General features: G+C 37.5%; 16 protein-coding genes. 7 read left to right on the top strand and 9 right to left on the bottom strand.

Annotation, left to right across the window (positions count from 1 at the left end; genetic code table 11):
• The first annotated feature begins 58 nt into the window (after nt 1–58).
• The 3 genes from IW22_RS01800 (at nt 59) to IW22_RS01790 (ending at nt 4,781) form a co-directional block, all read left to right on the top strand.
• Nucleotides 59–400: a YkvA family protein gene (locus IW22_RS01800; RefSeq protein WP_034723657.1), complete on the top strand. Its 342-nt coding sequence runs from the start codon at nt 59–61 to the stop codon at nt 398–400.
• Between the two features lie 124 nt (nt 401–524).
• Nucleotides 525–1,904, top strand: coding sequence for an orotidine-5'-phosphate decarboxylase (gene pyrF / locus IW22_RS01795; RefSeq protein ID WP_034723655.1), 1,380 nt, complete (start codon nt 525–527; stop codon nt 1,902–1,904).
• A gap of 54 nt (nt 1,905–1,958) precedes the next feature.
• On the top strand, nt 1,959–4,781 hold the full coding sequence (locus IW22_RS01790; protein WP_228383973.1) for an aminopeptidase: 2,823 nt from the start codon (nt 1,959–1,961) through the stop codon (nt 4,779–4,781).
• A 731-nt stretch (nt 4,782–5,512) separates the two neighbouring features.
• Here the strand turns inward: IW22_RS01790 and IW22_RS01785 are convergent.
• Complete coding sequence (locus IW22_RS01785; RefSeq protein ID WP_034723843.1) at nt 5,513–6,382, bottom strand: lamin tail domain-containing protein; 870 nt, start codon at nt 6,380–6,382, stop codon at nt 5,513–5,515.
• An 88-nt stretch (nt 6,383–6,470) separates the two neighbouring features.
• Complete coding sequence (locus IW22_RS01780) at nt 6,471–7,406, bottom strand: T9SS type A sorting domain-containing protein (protein WP_051890906.1); 936 nt, start codon at nt 7,404–7,406, stop codon at nt 6,471–6,473.
• 185 nt (nt 7,407–7,591) lie between these two features.
• Here IW22_RS01780 and IW22_RS01775 point away from each other — a divergent pair, with 185 nt between their 5' ends.
• Nucleotides 7,592–10,783 carry a hypothetical protein gene (locus IW22_RS01775; protein WP_034723841.1) on the top strand — a complete coding sequence of 1,064 codons (3,192 nt, stop codon included), beginning with the start codon at nt 7,592–7,594 and terminating at the stop codon, nt 10,781–10,783.
• Between the two features lie 214 nt (nt 10,784–10,997).
• Nucleotides 10,998–11,993 (top strand): tRNA dihydrouridine synthase DusB, encoded by a 996-nt coding sequence (gene dusB, locus IW22_RS01770; protein ID WP_034723651.1) that lies wholly within the window; start codon nt 10,998–11,000, stop codon nt 11,991–11,993.
• Nucleotides 11,994–12,035: 42 nt separating this feature from the next.
• On the opposite strand, the gene deoC is transcribed toward dusB, so the two are convergent.
• From deoC to IW22_RS01745, 5 genes are all read right to left on the bottom strand, one after another.
• The gene (gene deoC / locus IW22_RS01765) at nt 12,036–12,782 is read right to left on the bottom strand and encodes a deoxyribose-phosphate aldolase (RefSeq protein WP_034723649.1); all 747 of its coding nucleotides are present in this window, start codon (nt 12,780–12,782) and stop codon (nt 12,036–12,038) included.
• A 2-nt stretch (nt 12,783–12,784) separates the two neighbouring features.
• The gene (locus IW22_RS01760) at nt 12,785–13,255 is read right to left on the bottom strand and encodes an Lrp/AsnC ligand binding domain-containing protein (protein WP_034723648.1); all 471 of its coding nucleotides are present in this window, start codon (nt 13,253–13,255) and stop codon (nt 12,785–12,787) included.
• A gap of 18 nt (nt 13,256–13,273) precedes the next feature.
• Nucleotides 13,274–14,209, bottom strand: a complete 936-nt coding sequence (locus IW22_RS01755) for an endonuclease/exonuclease/phosphatase family protein (protein WP_228383976.1) — start codon at nt 14,207–14,209, stop codon at nt 13,274–13,276.
• 381 nt (nt 14,210–14,590) lie between these two features.
• Entirely contained in the window at nt 14,591–15,262 is a 672-nt protein-coding gene (gene trmD / locus IW22_RS01750) for a tRNA (guanosine(37)-N1)-methyltransferase TrmD (RefSeq protein WP_034723646.1), read from the bottom strand.
• Nucleotides 15,259–16,521, bottom strand: coding sequence for an NAD(P)/FAD-dependent oxidoreductase (locus IW22_RS01745; protein WP_034723644.1), 1,263 nt, complete (start codon nt 16,519–16,521; stop codon nt 15,259–15,261). The genes trmD and IW22_RS01745 overlap by 4 nt, the downstream gene beginning before the upstream one ends.
• Before the next feature lie 65 nt (nt 16,522–16,586).
• Here IW22_RS01745 and IW22_RS01740 point away from each other — a divergent pair, with 65 nt between their 5' ends.
• Nucleotides 16,587–17,450 (top strand): glycoside hydrolase family 25 protein, encoded by an 864-nt coding sequence (locus IW22_RS01740; RefSeq protein WP_034723642.1) that lies wholly within the window; start codon nt 16,587–16,589, stop codon nt 17,448–17,450.
• A 181-nt stretch (nt 17,451–17,631) separates the two neighbouring features.
• Here the strand turns inward: IW22_RS01740 and IW22_RS23445 are convergent, their stop codons facing one another.
• Nucleotides 17,632–19,278, bottom strand: a complete 1,647-nt coding sequence (locus tag IW22_RS23445) for an alpha/beta fold hydrolase (RefSeq protein WP_051890903.1) — start codon at nt 19,276–19,278, stop codon at nt 17,632–17,634.
• Nucleotides 19,279–19,423: 145 nt separating this feature from the next.
• Nucleotides 19,424–19,936, bottom strand: a complete 513-nt coding sequence (locus IW22_RS01725; RefSeq protein WP_034723640.1) for a 5' nucleotidase, NT5C type — start codon at nt 19,934–19,936, stop codon at nt 19,424–19,426.
• 423 nt (nt 19,937–20,359) lie between these two features.
• On the opposite strand from IW22_RS01725, the gene IW22_RS01720 reads away from it, so the two are divergent.
• Nucleotides 20,360–22,252: an ABC-F family ATP-binding cassette domain-containing protein gene (locus IW22_RS01720; RefSeq protein ID WP_034723638.1), complete on the top strand. Its 1,893-nt coding sequence runs from the start codon at nt 20,360–20,362 to the stop codon at nt 22,250–22,252.
• The last annotated feature ends 19 nt before the right edge of the window (nt 22,253–22,271 follow it).

Below are 22,271 nucleotides of genomic sequence, written 5' to 3'. Positions count from 1 at the left end.
TTGGTATAAAATTTGCGAAATTTACTGTGTTGAAAAATTTATTAAAACTAAACACAAAATGAAATATTCAAAATTGAATCTTGCAAAAGAAGCCATCAGCCACAAAGGTTTCGTAAAAAAAATCCCTGATATATTCAGAATGGTAAAACTATGGAGAAAAGGAGAATATCCTATGAGATCCATTGACATTATCCTTCCGCTTCTGGGACTTTTATATGTGATCTCCCCTATTGACCTTCTTCCTGAGTTTGCGGTCCCTGTATTGGGTGTCATGGATGACCTGGCGGTATTATCGCTTACGATTCCAAAGCTGATCAAAGAAGTGGACAAATTCTTACTGTGGGAAGCTGAACAGAGGCTGAACGGAACAAAAGTTATCGACGCAGAAATTGTAAAATAATAATTTACAGAAATATTCTTCAACCATCCTGAAACATTTCGGGATGGTTTTTTATTGACAAATGACGGATAAATTTTTAAGCCTTATTTCAAATCATTAAATTTGCAGTATCTAATAAAAAATAATGGAAAGTAAAAAAGAATTTTTCTTAGAGTGCTACAAGCTGGGCATCATCAAATTTGGAAGGTTTACCTTGAAAAGCGGCATCGAAAGTCCGTTCTATGTAGACCTGAGACCTTTGGCTTCAGACCCGAAAATTTTAAAAAATCTGGCTAATTATCTATTGGAAATGCTTCCGTTGGATAATTTCGATTTAATCTGCGGGGTGCCTTATGCAGCGCTTCCGATGGCTACTGCTATGTCTTTGGAAAGTTATATTCCATTAATTATTAAAAGAAAAGAAGCCAAAAACTACGGAACGAAAAAGCTGATCGAAGGAATTTATCAGAAAGGACAGAACTGTCTTTTGGTGGAAGATGTGATTACTTCCGGAAAATCTCTTGTAGAAACCATTGCAGAGGTAGAACAGGAAGATCTGAAAGTAGCTGACATCGTTGTGGTTCTTGACAGAGAGCAAGGCGGAAAACAGCTATTGGAAAACAAAGGATACAGAGTTCACACGCTTTTCAATATTTCAGAAGTTTGTACGATTCTTCAGGAAACCGGGGAACTGTCTGATGAAGAGGTTAAAAGAATTCAGGATTTCCTTCAGGGAAATCATATTCAGTTTGAGGAAAAGACAAGAAGTTCTTATGAGCAGAAACTTGCGCACGCACAGCATTCAGTTTCTAAAAAGTTACTTGAAACGGCTTTGGCTAAAAAATCAAACCTTATTGCATCGGCTGATGTCACTACTACACAGGAATTACTTGCTCTTGCCGAAAAAGTAGGACCTCACGTGATTGCATTGAAAACGCATATTGACATCATTTCAGATTTTGACTATGAAAAAACAATTCTTCCGTTAAAAGCATTGGCTGAAAAACACCAGTTCTTATTGATGGAGGACAGAAAGTTTGCAGATATCGGCAACACGCAGGAACTTCAGTTTACCAGCGGTGTATTTAAAATTACAGACTGGGCAGATTTCGTGACCTCACAGGTGATCGGAGGATTTGAATCTCTGGACTGCTTTAAAAATGTAGGGGTTGTAGCCATTGTAGGAATGTCTTCCAAAGGAGCACTGACTACAGCAAGTTACCGTGAAGAAGCTCTGAAAGTGGCATTATCGCATCCAAACGTAATCGGTGGGGTATCTCAGAATCAGATTCCTGAAGAGCTTTTGCTTTTCACTCCGGGTGTTAATCTTGCAGATTCAGGAGACGGAAAAGGGCAACAGTACAATACGCCTGAACATGTCTTCAAAATGCTTCACTCCGACTTCATCATTGTAGGCAGAGGAATTTATAAATCTGACGATCCTGAAACGGCTGCTATCACGTATAAAAACGAGGGCTGGAACGCGTATGTTAATTCTTTGCAAAAAAATACCATCCAAGGATAAAACGCTGTTGAATATATTCAAAATAAGTTTATATTTGGGCTTTATCACAGGATATTGAAAAAGATCACCACATGCCTTGTTTTGTTTTGGGGAATTGTACAGGTTTCTGGGCAAAAAGACAGCATATACATTGAAGCGAAATTATCTGCCGACAGAAAAACGCTGGAGGTCAATCAGGAAATTGTGTACCACAATCATTCCGACAAAGACCTGCACTCGGTGAAACTTCTCAATTGGGTTTCTGCTTATAACAAAAAAGGGACCTCTCTGGTTTACAGAAAACTTGAAGACCGCAGCAGTGATCTTCATTTTGCAAAACCTGAACAACTTGGTAAGCTTCTGGATTTAGAGATCAAAAATTCAGCACAGCAGCCCGTTCCAGTAAGTTCCAAGACGGATGAAAATCTTTTTCTTCCTTTAGCAGAAGCTTTAAAGCCTGGTGAAAGTATTACCTTACAGCTTCATTACAGTATGTCTCTTCCTGATAAGAAATTTACAGGTTACGGCACAACTGATACAATGACAGCCTTAAAATATTTCTTTATTGTTCCGGATCATTTTGATCCGGACAATATTTCCAAAAGAAATTATCATGATATCGAAGAGTCCGTAAGTTTCAATACTTTCTGGACCGTTAATTTTGATCTTCCTCCCAACAGTTTTATCGAAGGGAATCTCCCACAGGTTCAGATGAATTCATTTAAGGGATATCTTGACTCTGATCCTGAATTCGTAATCTCACAGAGCGGGCTTCCTTCCATAAAAGTCAATGTGGATGGATCAGATATGGAAATCAAGTTCGGCTATAATCTGAAGCCGGAAGAAAAGCAAAATCTCGAATTTTACCTTCCTTTGCATTTAAAGTTCATTAAAGAGAAGATAGGTTTCCTTCCAAAAAATCTTTTTATATCTGATAAATTCAGGTCTTCGGAAGATTTCTTCGGAAATAATGATATTGCTTTCTGGAAATTCAGATTTCAGCTGTTCAACGATTCTGAGAAAACAGATCTCGACTATTTCGGAATCATTACCAAAAAGATCCTTGACGAAAGTATCATCGCAGATAAGCTGGAACATCACTGGTTTAAAAACGGTTTAAAATCGTATCTGGAAATCCAGTATCTTCAAAAGTTTTACAAAGACACCAAATTATTGGGCAATCTTCCGGAAACAAAAATTTTCGGGGTAAAACCTCTGAAACTCTTCCATGCTTCTCAGGTAAAACTGATCGACCGTTACGGATTATCGTATCAATACATCATGTCTCAGAACCTTGATCAGAAGATCAGTGAAAAATTCACGGTGTTGAGCAATTTTAATCATATGGCGGTCAGCAGTTTTGAAACGGGAAGTCTTTTCAATTATACGGCGGAAAAAATGGGGTATGATCATTTCAACGCTATTTTGAAAGATTATATCGTCAAAAATACGGACAGAAAAATAGATCCGGAAGAATTTCTGAAGGAACTGGCTGAAAAAGATAAGACATCAGCGTATCTCTCAGATTTCTTAAAACAAAAAAACAGAGTTAATTTCAGGCTGAAAAATGTCAGAAAAGAAGATGATTCTTTAAATATTAAAATCGCAAAAAATACAGACTCTCCGATTCCTGTAAAACTGGAAACCAAGACCAGTGAAGGTGAGAAAAAATCTTACTGGATAGAAACAGAACAAGACGAAAGAATCACGAATTTCGCTCTTCCTGCTTCTGAAGACATTCACAAAGTAACCCTTAACAGTGGCTATATCTTCCCTGAATCTAAATACAGAGACAACTTCCTGTATGCAAAAGGTCTGTTTTCGAATGCAAAAAAAATAAAATTCAAGCTGATTAAGGACATACCAAATCCTGAATACAACGAAATATACATCAGTCCAAGGGTGCGTTTTAATAATACTTATGATAAATTCCTTCTGGGTGTGAATTTAAAAAACCAGTCTTTGTTTGATCAGAAGTTTCTGTATTCATTTACTCCAACGTACAGTACCGGAACCGGAAAACTGACGGGATCAGGAGCAGTCTCCTACTCTTTTCTTCCTGCTGAAAGTATTTTCAGAAGTATTACGTTTGGAGTGTCGGGATCTTATTTCCATTATGATTATGGATTGGCTTACAGAAAAGGTTCGATATTTTCGAGTTTCAGCTTTAGAAAAAATCCACGAAGTACGGTCAGCAGAAGTATTGGATTCTCCTACAATTATCTGGAAAGAGATCTGAGTCCAAAAATGGTTGCCAACAGAGACTATGGTAAATACAATCTATGGACTGCCGGTTATGGCTACAGTGACAGCCAGATGATCCATGAAAAAAGCTTAAGTTTAAGCACTCAGGGTATGGAAGATTTCAATAAAATAACTGCTGAAGGATTTTACAGATGGGAGTTTGCTCCAAAGCAGAAACTGAGCGTCAGATTATTTGCCGGTTATTTCGTAAGGAATGAGACCCGAAATAATATGTTCAACTATGGAATATCAAGGGTTTCAAACTATTCTTTCTCCTACAATCTATTGGGTGAAAGTGCCAACAGTGGATTACTTGCCCAACAGTTTATCTTGGCTGATGGAGGATTTAAATCTTTTCTTCCCGGATCTGTCAATCAGTGGATCACGTCTTTCAATGTAGATTCAAGTGTGTGGAAGATATTCCATGTTTATGCGGATGTCGGAATGTATAAAAACAAAAACCGTCCTGCAGAATTCATCTGGGACAGTGGTATTAAAGTGAGGGTGATTCCGGATTTCCTTGAAGTTTATTTCCCGATACAGTCGTCCTTAGGTTTTGAGCCTTCTTTTAAAGATTATGCTAAACGCATGAGATATACGCTTGTCCTTAATCTTGGAGCGGTCATCAACGCAGCTAGAAGAGGCTGGTATTAAGGAGATGCAAGCTGGAAGAGGGAGGCTGGAAGTTATTATTGGGCATTTATTTCTAATAGTTTCCTTGCAATTATCTGATAAAAAAATTTAAAATTGCCATTATTTCCTTTGCTTCTAAAATTTCACGCAGATTATGGAGATGATGCAGATTTCTACTTTTTCTAATCTGCTTTATATTATCTGCTAGAGCAAAAATTCAAACCTTTAAGATTCTTGTTAAGCTTTTAAGAATATTAAGCTTTCGCTTCGATTTAAGACGTACAACTTAAAAAAATCCATATGATTTTTTCTTAACTAACCTTACATCCTTCATTGATCTTAATGTTTTAAAATCAACAGATATATTTTAGATAACGATACGTTATAGCGTTTGAGACTGGGTCGTTTCCATGAATTTGGTTTAAATAAAAAAGCAACTGTAAAGTACAGCTGCTTCTTTTAACATGTTATATTGAAAACTAACTTTTAAATTCTTTTAAACAGATTTAATCCATCTTACTCTAGCCAAATATCCCGGCTGTTATTTCTATATGGAATATATCAAAAACAGTACCACAAAAAACAAGGATCTTCAAAGAATACGCTTTAAAAGAAATATATTCTACAGGTTTAAAAGTATTAATTAATAAATTTCAAATAAAACTCAACTATAAGGTGTGATTTTACAAAAAAAACTCCGGCCATTTCTTCGAAATGGCCGGAGCGTGTATTCTTTAAAAGAAACTAAGAAATTAGTCCTTTAAGATCTTCTGAGATACAGGCTCGTTGTTTACAGTTCCTGTTACGATATAGTTTCCTTTTGCTAACTCAGAAACGTTTACCGTTCCGTTTTGTTTTACAGAAGCAGACTTTACCACCTGTCCGAACATGTTGTACACTTTTAAATCTTTCACATCAGCACCGAAAGTAATTTCGTCGCTTTTTACGAAAGTGTTTTTGATAAAGTTTCCAGCTTTAGCATTTTTAACATCAGAAACAGCTAGTGAACCTGAAGTTGTATTTTGTGGTGTTGGAGCTGTCTTTGTAAAATCAGCTGCATTATTATTGGTATCAGCACCATTTCTGGTAACAGAAGTTGTAGCATCCGGAGTTGGAGCAGCCGCTGTTCCTTCAAACATAGTAGCCGAACCATATCCAACAAAATCCACTACATTTGCACTGGTTGGAGAAGAAACCTGAACAGCACCTGTCGCTAACACGATCTTACCACTACCTGCTGCCATGTTGAATCCTCCACTAAAGACGTTTCCGTTGGTAAAACTTGTATTATTCAAAACTCTAAAGTCCGCAGTTGGAAGAGGTTGTCCTGCCGTATTGGGTGTACTTGGAACCATTTCAATCAAATACTTTTGCCCTGGAGCTAAAGTTATTGCTGCCGGTAAAGTAGCATAGGTGTTAAAAGTTCCGGTTGCAGATGCATACTGTAATGTAGCATTTGATAAAGTAGCAGCAGAGCTGCCTAAGTTTATAAGTTCTACGTAATCATTAATGTATACAGCAGCACCTCCACTGCCTCCACCATATACCTCATTAATCACAATCTGAGCATTCATAAATGCCGTAGCGGAAATTAATCCTAAAACAGTAAAGATTTTTTTCATTATAGAAAATTTTAAATTGATGGGATAAAAGTACAAAAAAACCGTCATTATATTAAAATGACGGTATATAATTAACAATTAATTAAAATTATCTTTTAACAATTTTCTCAGAAACCGCTTTACCATTGGTATTTCCGGTTACGATATAAATCCCCTTCTGAAGATCTATAACATTTAAAGTTCCGTTTTCAGTAACAGTAGCTGTCTTTACCAACTGTCCGCTAACATTGAAAATTTTAACGTCTGCTTTTAAACCGAAATGAATTTCATTATCCACTGAAGTATTTTTAATGAATACTTTATCAGATAGTTTATTATCAAGAGTTCCTAATACAGTTCCTTGTGGAGTAATAGAAAAATCGTCAATAGCAAGACCATCATCTGATGCAGCAATATTTACATCAACAAATCTGATCCAGAATGTTTGACCTGCTGCAATGTTTAATCCGGAAATCGCTGCATTAAGAGCAGTTCTATAACTGGCATTATTACCATCTCTTAATCCTGCAGCTCCTGTAACATCAGTAGAATTATAAGTTAAAGCAGATACAGCTGTCCACGTTCCTGTATTTAATGATGTTGCATTGGTGCTATATTCAAATGTAATTTGATCGTTTGTTCCTCTGTTAGCCTGTCCCATTCTCCATTCTTCTCCGGTATATGCTACTGAAATCTGAGTGATCTGGTTTCCAGTATTATTAACAAACTGAGCTCCCCATCTCGACACCAGGCTACCACTGGCGATAGACCCTAATGCTCTGTCGGTACTTCCTGCTGAACCATAGCTATAAGTATCTCCTGCATTTAAGCTTCCCGTATCTGCAGTGTACGTTGCATTAGCATTAGATCCGGATTCGGAAATACTCCAACCGGCTAGTGTACCTGAAAGTGTAGAAGAACCAGTTCCTGTATTGGCAAGACCATCAAAATTTTGTGTGTAGGCTGTGTTTAGTGATGCTAGACTAATTTGACCGAATGCGAAACCAGTCAAAGCAAGTAAAGCTAACGAATAAAGTTTTTTCATGATTTAAAATTTAATAATTAATAATTTCCGAGGCTAAATTACATGAATTTTTTCGCCCGATACAATAATTAGGTTAATTTTTTGTTAATAATGCTAAAACCCTAACTATTAACATTTTTTAGTTATTTTTACGAATTATTTTTAACGGCTTGCGCAATCTTTTTCTTCTGATCGGTTTATTTTTCATGGGCATATTTTCGGCTCATGCACAAATATTTTCGTGGAAAAATCCAAACATCCCACAAGACACGATTAAGAAAGACAGTATTCTTGCCGCAAGGTTTGAACAGGATATTTTTGCCAAGGATACCCTTGATTTCGTAAGAACCAACAACAAAATCATCGTAGACGAAGCCGTACTGGCCAAAAACGATAAAAAACGATTTTTGGGCGAGCTGAATTCTAAAGGCTCCATTATCCGTGGGATTACTTTCGGTAACAATCAGGGACAGTCTGTACAGAGCTCTATGGACCTTCAGATCTCCGGCCGTCTTTCAAAGGACGTCACTATTTTAGCCAGTATTTCGGATCACAACTTACCTATTCAGGCTGACGGTTATACGCAAACTTTAGAAGAATTCGACAAGATTTATATGCAGCTTAATATTAAGGATAAATCGATCCTGAGAGCCGGACATCTTGATCTTGTAGAAGCTAAGAGTTATTTTGCAAAATTCCAGAGACGAAGCATGGGAATTGAGTTCCAGACTGAGTTTGGAAATGATAATAAAACCTTTGTAGACGTTTCTATGGGCGTGGCACGAAGTGAATTTCACAGGGTGCGTTTCCAGGGGGTGGAAGGTAACCAGGGACCTTATCGTCTGACGGGGAAAAACGGGGAACAGTTCATCACGCTTATCTCAGGTTCAGAGCAGGTATTTATTGACGGTATTCTGATGAAGCGTGGGGAAAACCAGGATTATGTCATCAACTACAATACTGGGGAAGTCACATTTACCAGTTTCCGTCCAATTTTCCAGCAGAATTTCATTACAATCTCCTATAACTATACGAACAGAAATTACTCAAGATATTTATTTACCGGAAAAGTTGAGCATCAAAGGGAAAAACTTAAAGTAGGACTGAATTGGTTCATGGAAAATGACAACAAAAATGCTCCTCTTGCCCTTAATCTTTCTAAGGAAGACGAACAAATTCTGGCAGACGCAGGAAATAATCCTGACCTGATGTATGCTCCATCAGGCGTGGTTACCGCTTACGATGTGAATAAAATTCTATACAAATTAAATCCCGCCGGGAATTTCTACGAATTCTCTACCGATCAGAATGAAACACTGTATCAGGTTTCCTTTACTTATTTCGGGATCAGTAAGGGGGATTATAAAATCACGCAGACTACGAATAACGGACGTGTTTTTGAGTACGTAGGCAATAATATGGGAGATTACAGAGCGGTCAGAAAACTTCCTTCGCCTCAGAAATCACAGGTCTATTCAGTGAATTCAGAATATCTTTTAAAAGAAGGAAAAATAGGCGCAGATTTCTCCCTGAGCAATTATGACCTGAACCTTTTCTCCTCAAAAGATGCAGCTCAGAATATGGGCTATGCATGGCGTGTTTTCGGAAATAAAACCTTCACAAAAAGCAAATGGAAAGGAACTCCAAGTTTTGAATACCAGTATATTGATAAGCAGTTCCATATTTTGGACCGTATCAATGATGTGGAATTCTCAAGAGACTTTAACTTAGTTCAGGAATTCAGCCAGCGAACTCAAAACAGATTTACGTTCAGCTTTTTAAATAAATGGAACAATAAATCAACCCTGAACTACAGAATCAATTATCTGGATGAACAGGATACGTACAAAGGGATAAAAAATGACCTGGATTTTGGCTGGATCTCAGGAAAGTTCTTCACCAAAGGAAATTTATCCTACCTTAATACCAACGCTACCCTTCAGGATACCAAGTTCATCAGAGGTGGAGTTTCCACTGAATTTACCGGTAAAAAAGGAAGCTGGGCCTTCGGAGGAAGTATGGAACATAATGAGAAAAAGTATAATGATACACAACTCATGGATGTCACCAGTTTCAGCTGGAAAGAACTTTTCGTACAGAAAAAAATAGGTGACAGTACCCGGACAAAGTTGCTGGCCAAAGTATATATGAGGGACAATGACTCTGTGCGTAACAACAGGCTTGAGAACATGAACAACATCTTGGGGATCATGGCGGAAAGTCAGCTGATTAAAACGGATAAAACCACTTTAAATGCTTTGGTACACTACAGAAAATTTTTCTACCAAAGTAATGAAGGTGATGTGAGCAGAAATAATGATTTCGTTGTCGGGAATATCCTTTATAACCAACAGCTATTCAGAAATGGGATGCGTTTGCAAGCTTTTTATGAATTAGGAAACGGACAGGAAGCACAGCGGGAATTTCAATACCTTAAAGTAACAGACGGGCAGGGTGTTTATAAATGGACCGACTACAACGGAGACGGTATTCAGCAGCTCGATGAATTCGAAATTGCAGAATATTCCGACTTGGCGAAATATATCAGGATTTATACGAATTCTGTACGCTATATTCCTTCCAATAAAAATAAAATCCAGCTGGCATTATTCGTCAATCCATCCATTGTTTTCAATTCTGAAAACAAATTTTTAAAGCGTTGGAATTTTAATGTTTCGTTAAATTCACAAAATTCATTCTATAAAAAAGACAAAGTTCTGGTATTGAATCCTTTTGAAAAAAATAGCGACCAGATCCTCAAAAATCAGAATATTTTAGCTTCCATGCAGTTCAATCCAACTGAAAAATCAGGATGGAACGGAAATTACCGTTTCATTACCAACGACAACCTGATCAATGCCAATTTCAGTAATGAGGAACGTCAGCAAACATCTCACTTTGTCAATATCGGTTACTGGTTCAATAAGGAATTCAGGGTCGACTGGGAAAACTCCATCCACGATCTCAAAAACTCATCCCAGCTTTTTACTACAAGGGATTACCGTCTGAATAACGTAGAAACGAAACCGAAGGCAACCTATAAATTTACAGATGCCATTCAGGCTGAACTTTCTTCTGCTTACCGTCAGAAAAAGAGAATCGATGGTGAAGAATTACTGAAAGCTTTTGACATTACAGGAACCATTCAGTGGGAGCGTAAGAAAACGTCAATCAGAGGGAATTTCTCTTTTATCAACAACAATTTCACCGGAAACAATTTCAGTATTGTAGGAAACCAGATGCTTGACGGCCTTAAGCCTGGGAAAAACCAGGTGTGGAGTGTCTTTATTCAGCAGGCGATCAATTCTTTCCTTCAGCTTAATTTAAACTACGAGGGAAGAAATTCCGGAGAACGAACCATTCACATTGGAAGTATGCAGGTGAAGGCGAGTTTCTAGTTGCGTTGGAGTGTTTGATTGTTTGAGAGTTTGAGAGTTTGAGAGTTTGAGAGTATGAGTGTATGAGTGTCTGAGAGTTAATTACTGGCTTCTAATTTTTTTGACTATCATTCAAAACCCATCACTCATCACTTATAACTCATCATCCAGCCCTCTATCTTCACCATAGAAATTATCATATCCCCGAATGTTTATAATTTCGTAAATTTGCCGCATGGTAAAAATAGGCAATATAGAACTGCCGGAATTTCCGCTTTTGCTGGCTCCGATGGAAGATGTAAGTGATCCTCCGTTCAGACGCCTGTGCAAGATGCATGGGGCAGATCTGATGTATTCAGAATTTATTTCTTCTGAAGGCTTGATTCGTGATGCGATGAAGAGCCGCAAGAAGCTTGATATTTTCGATTATGAAAGACCGGTCGGGATCCAGATTTTCGGTGGAGATGAGGAAGCAATGGCAATGTCTGCAAGAATTGTAGAGACGGTAAACCCGGATCTGGTAGACATTAATTTCGGATGTCCTGTAAAAAAAGTAGTATGCAAAGGAGCAGGCGCAGGAGTTCTTAAGGATATTGACCTTATGGTACGACTTACCAAAGCTGTTGTAACCTCTACTCACCTGCCTGTAACGGTTAAGACCCGTTTGGGATGGGACAGCACCAGCATCAATATTGATGAAGTGGCAGAGCGTCTACAGGAAACAGGTATCAAAGCATTAACGATACACGCCAGAACCCGTGCACAGATGTACAAGGGCGAAGCGGATTGGGAACATATTTCAAGAATTAAGCAGAATCCTAATATTGAGATTCCTATTTTCGGAAACGGTGATATCGATTCTCCGGAAAAAGCTCTTGAATACAAACAGAAATATGCATGCGACGGAATTATGATTGGTCGTGCAGCAATTGGTTATCCATGGATTTTTAATGAGATCAAACATTTCTTTGAAACTGGCGAGCACCTTCCTGAACCGGTGATTGCAGACCGTCTTTTGGCTGTACGCCAACATGCAGAATGGAGTGCAGAATGGAAAGGAGAAAAGCTGGGGCTTATCGAAATGAGACAGCATTACAGCAATTATTTCCGTGGTGTACCTCACTTCAAAGAATTCAGAAAGAAATTCCTGGAGGTCTATACTTTGGAAGAAATGGATGCCTTAATTAAAGAAACGCAGCAATTCTACGAAGAATATCAGGCACAGATATAAATAAAAAAACCATCAAAATTTTGATGGTTTTTTTTTATGTTTTTAATAACCTCCGGATGAGGATTCGTTTTTAATTAATGCTACTGCTGAGGAAGTTCCAATTCTTTTCACTCCCATGTTAATCATTTTTTCAGCATCTTCAGGGGTTCTTACGCCTCCGGCAGCTTTTACAGGTAGTTTTCCTGCGTTATCCAGCATAATCTTAATGCCTTCAAATGTGGCTCCGTTGGGTTTTCCACCTTCCGTCTGGTAAAAGCCTGTAGAGGATTTCACAAAAATATTCGGGAGTTCATTTTCAGAGAATTTCTCTTCTGCCCAGTTTGAAATATTTTTAGTGATATCTGCGATCTGCTCATCAGTAAGGGCTGCAATTTCAATGATCCATTTAACCACTTTTTGATGCTGCAATCCCAGTTGAGTACATTCTACAAATTCTTTTTTTACCAGTTCCAGATCTCCTTTGAGATACGCACTGTAATTAATCACAAAATCCAGTTCATCCGCTCCGTCTTCAATTGCTTTCGAAGCTTCCGCAAGCTTTTCTTCAATAGAATAGTTTCCTTCATGAAAACCTATTACGGTTCCTACCGCAACATTTGAATTTCTTTCCTGAATATACTTTTTGATATCAGCTACATAATCCGGACGGATCATGACGGCAAAAATACCATTATCAATGGCTTCCTGCGCTAATTCTTTATCTAATTGTAATGTTTCTTCGTTTGAGATACCTGACTGTGCAGGTGTTTTCAAATAAGTTGAATCCAAATATTGGGCAATGTTCATAATCGTTATACTTTCAGTTGTCTGTAAATACCTTGTTCCAAAGATATGAAAGTTTCTGTTCTTGTCACTCCTTTAAACTTCTGAAGTTTGTTAAGGATCTGCATAAGATGGTCATTATCTTTGCAAAGAACTTTTAAGAATATGGTATAATTCCCTGTTGTATAATGAGCTTCTACTACCTCATTCACATCATGCAGAGATTTTACAACATCAGGATAATGGCTGGGCTGATCCAGAAAAACCCCGATATACGAAATTACTTTGTATCCTATTTTTTTAGGATTAAGAAAAGAAATAGAGTTTTCAATAACTCCGGCGTGTTCCAGTTTTTTGATTCTCTGGTGTACTGCCGTTGTGGAAATTCCCACGTTTTTCGAGATGTGTGCTAATGACGTTTTAGCGTTATCCATTAGCATGTAAATGATCTCCTTGTCAATTGAATCTAAATGATAACTTGTGTTGCTTGAATTTTTCATTTTCTACTTTTTTATTATTTATGTTTTTGTTTCTTCAAATTGTACAAAAACCGGAAAGTGATCGCTGTATCCGCCCAAATACCGTGTACCGGCATAGGTTCGGAAGGGTCGTCCTTCAAAATTTCGTGTCTGGCTGCTTATTTTTTCAGAATTAAAAATTTTGGCATTCTGAAAGTTCAAAGCATCGTTGTCAAAAAGAGATTTTGACAAGATAATCTGATCATAAAGCAGACCTGACTTATAATGAAAAGTAGAATAATTTCTTGTAGAGAACAACTCTTGAAAAGGATTTACCAATACCTTCTCATGATCGTTGTCGTAGAGAATTTTTACTAAATTTTCATCATCCGGGTTTTCGTTAAAATCACCGCACAATATCACATGTCCCTTTTCTTCAAGTACAATCCTCAAGATCCGAGAACGGATCTCATTAAGAATAAAGTCTCTTTTGGGCTTGTTAACGTCTTTTTCTCGCTTGGAGGGAAGATGGGCGATAAAAACATTAACAACAGTTCCTTTATATTTAATTTTAGAAAATAGTACGTCTCTGGTTGTGTCGTAATTTTCTGTGTTTTTTTTATTTATAATTTCAAAGAAGAAGGTAATAGTTTCTGAATCTATAATTTCTACTTTGCTTTTATCATACAGCAGGGCAACATCCACCTTTCTTTCATCCATAGAATTGTAATGTACAATCCCGTATTCGGAATTAAAGGGTTCCATTTCTACCAGATCTTCCAAAACTTTCCTTCCGGAGACTTCTGAAAGTCCAATTAAAAATGGGAGGACACCATTTTCCTCCTTCATCAGTTGAAAAACGTGTGATATTTTAAATAGCTTGTTCCTATATCTTTGTTCGTCCCAATTTTTCAAGCCCGATCTCGTAGGATCTAATCTGTGGACTGGTTTGGGATCAGGTAAAAATAAATTTTCGACATTGTAAAAAGAGAACATCTCCATCTGCACAAATTGCTATCTTAAAATTATCACTTTCTTTTCCGTTGTAAATTTATTATTTTTTTTCAAATTCCGTTAATTTATTTATAATATTTTTATATTAATGTTATACAATAAATGTAACTTATTGAATAAAAAACATCAACAAGAAAGCTTTTATATGATTAAATTATCAAGCATTTGGAATTATTAACCAAAAGGAGAAAATTAAAACAGTATCTATTTTTCAATTTAACAAGAAAAAAATGACACATATTAAAGTTTTAAATTAATAATTTTCGCTTGTTTTAGTTTTAATATCAATTCTTATTCCGTTTTATTTTCAGCGATCTAAAAATGTGAAAAAAGTACCGATTTAAGGTATTTTATTTATTCTTTTTACAGTAAATCCGGACGCTTTTCCTGAGTAATCCTTACTGCTTCTTCGTGACGCCATTCTTCAATCTTGGCAAAATTGCCGCTTAAAAGTATTTTTGGAACCTCTAAGCCTTTATAAACTTCAGGTCTTGTATAAATAGGTGGTGAAAGAAGATCATCCTGAAAACTGTCTGTAAGAGCGCTCTGCTCATCATTCAAAACTCCGGGAACCAGCCTTATGATAGAATCTGCCAGAACGCATGCTGCCAGCTCTCCTCCGGTAAGTACATAATCCCCTATTGAAATTTCTTTGGTAATATGAAGCTCCCGAACTCTCTGATCAATGCCTTTGTAATGACCACAAAGGAAGATCAGGTTATTTTTGATAGAAAGGGAATTGGCTATTTTCTGGTTCAGAGTAACACCGTCGGGCGTCAGATAGATCACTTCGTCATAGTCTCTCTGGGATTTAAGCTCAGAAATACACTTATCAATTGGTTCTATCATCATCACCATTCCGGCTCCACCTCCGTAAGGCTCATCATCTATCTGCTTGTGCTTATTGATAGCCCAGTCTCTCAGCTGATGAAAGTGAACTTCTACCAAACCTTTATCCATTGATCTTCTTAAAATAGAAGTCTGAAACGGACTTTCCATCAATTCAGGAAGTACGCTTATTATGTCAATTCTCATTGTAATGTTCCGTTTTTCTTATTGGGCGAAATAATTAATCTTAAAGAAGAATCTTTGTTGAAGTAGCTCCACATCCAGTTGAAAAAGACTGCCAGTTTATTTCTCACACTCAGAATCAGCATCAGGTGAAGGAACATCCAGAAATACCACGCCAGAAATCCCTGGAATTTGATAAACGGTAGATCTACCACTGCTCTATGCTTTCCAATAGTTGCCAGCGAGCCCTGATCTTTATACTCATACTCTACCCACTCGCTTTCGTTCTTCTTCAGGAAATTTTTCCCTAAATTTTTTGCTTGATTAATGGCTACGTTTGCTACCTGCGGATGTCCCTGTGGATACTTTGGAGTTTCCATATAGGCAATATCCCCGACTGCATAAATATTATCGTACCCTTTTATTTTATTAAATCTATCTACTATATATCTGTTTCTCACTAATTTTTCCGCCGGAAATCCATCGACTACATTTCCCGTAACACCTGCTGCCCAGATCACATTATTGGACGGAATATCTTTTCCGCTCTTCATGTAAACTTTGTTGCCATCATAATCTGTAACGATCTCACCGCTTAAGAAAGTAACGCCAAGATCCTTAAGATATTTTTCAGATTTTTCCTGAGCCTCGCTGCTCATGACAGCCAGTGGTTTTTCGGTAGAACTCACCAGAATGATTTTAAGCTGGTCAAAATTCATGTAGGGATAATCTCTCGGAAGAATTTCTTTTTTCATCTCCGCAAAAGCTCCTGCCAGCTCTACACCGGTAGGTCCGCTTCCAACAATAACGATATTCCAGTTACCATCGTCGCTTCTGCTTTTTTCGAGAATCAGCTTTTCAAAGGTCATCAGGATATGATTTCTGATCCCTATCGCTTCCTGGGTATTTTTCATCCCAAAAGCTCTTGATTCCATGTCTTTATTCCCGAAGAAATTCGTTTTACATCCGGTAGCTATGATGAGTTTATCATAGGTAAATTCTGCTTCATCCGTGATCACTCTGTTGTGCGCAGGATCAATTTCTTTTACTTCGGTAAGGCGGAATTGTGTATTTCTGGATTGCTGAAAAATCTTTCTGAAAGGAAAGGAAATATTGGAAGGTTCTATCCTCCCGCACGCAACCTGATAAAAAAGCGGCTGAAACATATGATGATTCACCCGGTCCAGAACGATTACTTTTTTGTTCTTGTTATTTAACGTTTTTGCAAGCTGCAGCCCCGCAAATCCTCCTCCTATAATGATGATTTTTTCGCGTGTTTCCATAATACACAAATTTACTGATTTTATTTAGCATTTAGTAGTGAAAAAAGTTAGTTTTGCAAAACTTTATGACACCCAGAAAGTACACCAAAAAAACTGCCAAAAAGGTACATGAGAACCGTCGGAAGAATTATTTTTTCCGGAGAAAAGTAATATTGGCTGTTTTAATTCTTGCTTTAATAGGGACGGGATTTTACTTAAAGCAGTCTATCAGCTATTATTACGCATTATACTTTAATAAATTCAGTCATAAAAAACTTCACAACAGCGAAATAGAAACTTTAAGGATTCAGAAAATACTTTCTTCCAATCTGGATAAAACGTATGGTTTTGACGTTTCGCATTATCAGAACAGAGAAGATATCAAATGGGACAGTTTAAGCATCGGCAATAAAACCATTCCTCTTGAATTTGTAGTGATGCGTGCCACGATGGGAAACAGGAATGCCGACAAACATTTTGATGAATTCTGGGCAAAAGCTCAGAAACATAATCTGATCCGTGGAGCCTACCATTTTTACAGAGCTGATGAAGATCCTGTCATCCAGGCCAATAATTTTTTAGCAAACGTAAAACTGGAAAGCGGTGACCTCCCTCCTATCTTGGATATCGAAAAAATTCCCAAAAGAAAGACCAATAAAAAACTGATCGAGGATTTGAAGGTATGGTGTAAGATCGTTGAGGAAACCTACGGTGAAAAACCAATTATCTACACTTACTATCATTATTACAAAGATTTCCTGAAAGGTGAATTCGATGGTTATCCGCTCTGGCTGGCCAATTACAATGATGTTCCTTCTCCTACCCCGAATGATCACTGGGATTTCTGGCAGTTTACGGAAAACGGAATCGTTCATGGCATCAATACCAAAGTAGATCTTGATATCTATAACGGAAGTACGTGGTCTTTGAAGAGACTGACGCTGGATTAGATTAATACGAAAGGAAGAGGGAAGCTGGATGATGGAAGTGAATAAACCCGAAAGAATGACTTCTCCCGGGCTTATTCACTTTTAAAATCAATTTAAAATTTAATCAGTTAATGAAATGACTGATACCTCTCAATCGTCTGCGATATCTCCCAGCTTCCATCTTCCCTCTTCCATTCTTAACTTATTTCCCCAGAAACTTCAAAATATCCGCATTCAATTCATCTGCTTTTTCAAAAGGAATCATGTGGGTCGCATCTTTGTAGATCTTCAATTCAGCATGTGGAATTTCTTTGGCGATCATTTCCGTATGATCTTGTTTGATTACATCTTTATCACCTGCGATTACCAAAACAGGGCTTTGTATTTTTGAAAGATCTTTTTTGCTGATGTGAGGTTCTTTCAGCATAATCGTTACCAGTCTGCGTTCGTCGAATTTCTCCGGTTTGTTTTCAATATTCAGTACCAGAAGCTGGTTTTTCATATGGTTAACCAGTCTTTCATCAACACCTTCAGGAAAAGTATTGGCTCCAATGGCAATTAATTTATTAAGATTTTCCGGATATTTTAAAGCAAACTCAAGTCCTGTAATTCCACCATCGCTCCAACCGGCAATATTTATTTTCTTTAATCCAAGCTGATCTGCAAGCGCTTTTATATCATCTGCAAATTGAATGTAGGTAAACTGTCTGTGAGAAGTATCGGTACTTTTGCCTTGTCCCCTGGTATCTACAACAATCACTTTGAACTGTTTCGAAAGAACCGGAATCTGCTGGTAAAAATCTTTTATGCTTCCTGAATTTCCATGAAGAAGAAAAAGAGGTTCTCCTTCTCCGTAGATTTCGTAGTAAAGTTTTGTGTCTTTTAATTCAATGTAATTCCCTGAAGATTCATTTTTCCCGTAGCCGGAATTTTCAGATGCAGCCTGATATTGGGACACATCGGAAACCAGCCCTTCAAGGTCATCCCCTAAAGCTGCTGCTTCATCTCTGGTATTTTTTGCATTTTTATCCACTTTTACATCTATATTGATCGCCGGTGCCGCCAGTGTCATTTTGTGCCAGTCTCCATAAAATTTCCTCATAAATCCTGTCCGGAACAACGCTGCACTGATATTAATCTTACCATCAAATTCTTTCAAAAACTGAATTCCGACAAAGAATTTCCCCTGCACCCAAATATTATGCTCGTTGACATCCAGTGTATAGGTTCCGTCTTTGATCATATCCTGCGTAAGTTCCACCGTGATTTCTTCATCCAGAATATTTTCATTTGGAAATCCGTTTTTCTCACTGTAAATACTATACCGCATCAGTACGGGCCTATCGGAAGTGTAGCTGGCAATATTCAGATTGATATTTTTGATCTTGGATCGTTTGCTGGCATTAAATTCCAAAGCCGTTTCACCAAGGAAATCTTCTTTTTTAAATTTAGAATTCACGGAATACAGGACACTTTTCGTTTTGGTATTGACGCCCCAGTTTTTATCAACCAGTTTCTTTACTTTAATATTGACTTCCTTTATATTTTTAACTTTTTCTTTTAAAAATACCTGCCTGTGATCCTGCTTTCTGAAATTTTGTACGGTTTCAGCAAACGGCTCATAACCGGGAACTTCTATTCTGAGTGTTCGGGAAACGTCCAGTCCGGAAAGATCAATGGAAAAGTTTCCTTTCTCATCGGAAACTGTTCCGGCATTTTCTTTTTCTATCCCGATTTTCACGTAAGGAACAGGCTGGTTATCATTTTTGGAAATCACCGTTCCGGAAATTACCTGTGCATGGAAAGAATAAGCGGCTAAAAGTAAGAATAAAGTATTCAGTTTTTTCATGGTGTAAGTTTGCTGCAAAATTCTTTATTTCCGGCTTTGAACACTCATAACAGCTTATTAAATTTAAGATCCTTTTAGTTAAATTTTATGTAAAATATCACCCGTTTGTGATGCTAATTCTAAAAAATGTATAAACTTTTCTTTTTTACAGGATATTCATGATGTCATCCCATGAATGCACTCTTTTGTAATTTTCGTTTTCAATCAGTTCGTTGTGCGGCTGAGTGAAGATTAATCTCTCCCCGGCAAAATGATCCAGATTCTTAGGATAATCATCAATCATTACATCTCCGTGGACTACTCTTTTACTTCCGCATAAAACGATCTGTTCCCAGCTGATGAATGGGAAATGTTCTGCCAACCAGTCAAATTTTTCTCTTAAGCTGTTGGGAAACTCCATTCCTGCGGAAACGATATAGAGTTCGTATTTATTGTTAATGTATTCCAAAGCGTCACGGCTTCCTTCCATTACCGGAAGTGTTCTGAAAAAACCAACTTCATTAACGTGTTTCTTTCCATTCGGGAATGCTTCTATTTCAGACATTCCAGCGAGACCTTTGATCTCAATTTCTTTTCCGGAGTCTCTTTTTTCAAACTTCACCAGCTGATGGTATACATCCGCCATCACCCCGTCCATGTCGACAATTACTTTTTTCATTATTTTAAATAAGATTTAGCATTATTTGGCAGCAAAAATCGCGCCTTAGCTCATTCAAAATTAGGGAATGTGTTTGGGGAAATTTACTTTATGGGTATTAAATAAATCTTAAGAATGATTGATATTTTATTGGATGGAAGATGGAAGCCGGAGGATGGAGGTTATTGAATCCAAAGCATAGCTAGATTCAGTTTTATTACTTTTTCAAAAATACTTCTTCAAATTTTGTGGTAGCTAGTAAAATTATTGTCCAATAGTAACTTCCAGCCTCCTTCTTCCCTCTTCCATCTTTCCCTTCTATCTTCCAGCCACCTGATATTAATTTTCTTACCCCTAATTCACTGCATTAGGTCAAACTTTTCTAGTTACATTTTCGTACTTTTGCCGCTCAATACAAAATCAATATCAAACCATTACATTCCAATGAATTACGTTTCTGTCGAAAATCTTACTAAATCTTATGGCATCAAAGTTTTGTTCGAAAACATCTCCTTCCACGTTAATGAGGGTGACAAAATAGCCATCGTTGCCAAAAACGGAAGCGGAAAATCTACCCTTCTTAAAATATTAATGGGGAAAGAAATTGCAGATAGCGGAACTGTAACGATCAATAAAGACATCCAGGTGGTTTTATTTGACCAGGAAATCGAGTTTGATTCTGATCTGACCATTGACGAGTTTATGATGACTCTGGATTCTGCGCCTATTCAGGCTCTGAAAAATTATCACAAATCATTACTTTCCACAGATTATGATTTCATTGAAAAAGCTTTGGCTGAAATGGAAATTCACAAAGCATGGGATCTGGAGAATGATATGAAGCAAATTCTTTCCCAGCTGAAGATTACAGATCTCGAGGCTAAAATGGGAACTCTTTCCGGAGGACAGATCAAACGTGTGGCTTTGGCCAAATTACTGACTGAAACCAGAGCGGAACACCGTCATACTCTTCTGATTATGGATGAGCCTACCAACCACCTTGATGTGGAAATGGTAGAATGGCTGGAAAGTTATCTGAGTAAAGCAAAAATTACATTAATCCTCGTGACTCACGACAGGTATTTCCTGGATGCTGTTTGTGGAATTATCTGGGAAATGGAGGATAAAAACCTATATTTCCATAATGGTTCTTACGCGACTTATCTTGAGAACAAAATGATTCGTGAGGACAATATGAATTCTACTATCGACAAAGCCAATAATCTTTACAGAAAAGAATTGGAGTGGATGAGAAGACAGCCCAAAGCGAGAACGACAAAATCGAAATCCAGACAGGATGACTTCTACGAAACTGAAAAAATAGCGAAAACCGATACAAGAAAAGAATCTCTGGAACTCGATTTCGAAATGAAAAGGCTTGGAAACAAAATTCTGGAGCTTAGAGATATCTCCAAAAGCTATGGTGATAAATTATTATTAAAAGATTTCAGCTATCAGTTTCAGAGAGGTGAGAAAGTTGGAATTGTAGGAAAAAATGGTGCCGGGAAATCTACTTTACTGAACATTATTCAGGGACTTGAGCCCAAAGATTCGGGAGAAATTGAAACCGGAGAAACGATCAAGTTCGGATATTTCTCACAAAAAGGACTGAAGTATAAAGAAGATGAAAGGGTCATTGATTTCATTAAGGAAATTTCTGAGAACTTTCCTCTGGCAAATGGGAAAACGATCTCTGCATCACAGTTCCTTAGATTATTCTTATTTGACGATCAGACGCAATACTCCCCTATTTCAAAACTTTCGGGTGGTGAAAAAAGAAGGCTGCACCTGATGTATATTCTGTATCAGAACCCTAACTTCCTGATCTTTGATGAGCCTACCAATGACCTGGATCTTCCTACATTGACTGTACTGGAAAATTTCTTACTGAACTTCCAGGGAAGTTTGATTATTGTTTCTCACGACAGGTATTTCATGGACAGAATTATTGACCATGTTCTTGCTTTTGAAGGGGAAGGAAAAATCAGAGATTTCATAGGAACTTTCTCAGAATACAGAGAAGCGAAAAGCCGCGAGGATTCACAGGGAAAAAATACACCTCCTAAACCGGAACCTGTAAAAGAAATTGTTGTAGCAGCACCAGAAGTTTCTCAGCCTGCTTCCCCAAAAAGAAAAATGTCTTTCAAGGAACAGAGAGAACTGGAAACAATAGAAAAAGAAATGCCTGAACTTGAAGAAAAACGTGCCAGGATCATGGATCAGCTCAATAACGAAACGGAATACGAAAAGGTAGCCAAGCTTTCTGCGGAACTGGAAACCATTTCTGAAAAGCTCGAGGGATATGAGATGAGATGGCTTGAGCTTCAGGAAATTTAAATAAGTTAGAGGGTTTTAG

It is taken from the genome of Chryseobacterium sp. JM1, assembly GCF_000737715.1.
Taxonomy (GTDB): Bacteria; Bacteroidota; Bacteroidia; order Flavobacteriales; family Weeksellaceae; genus Chryseobacterium.
Note: the sequence above shows the minus strand (reverse complement) of the source record. Positions and strands in the feature narration are given on the sequence as shown.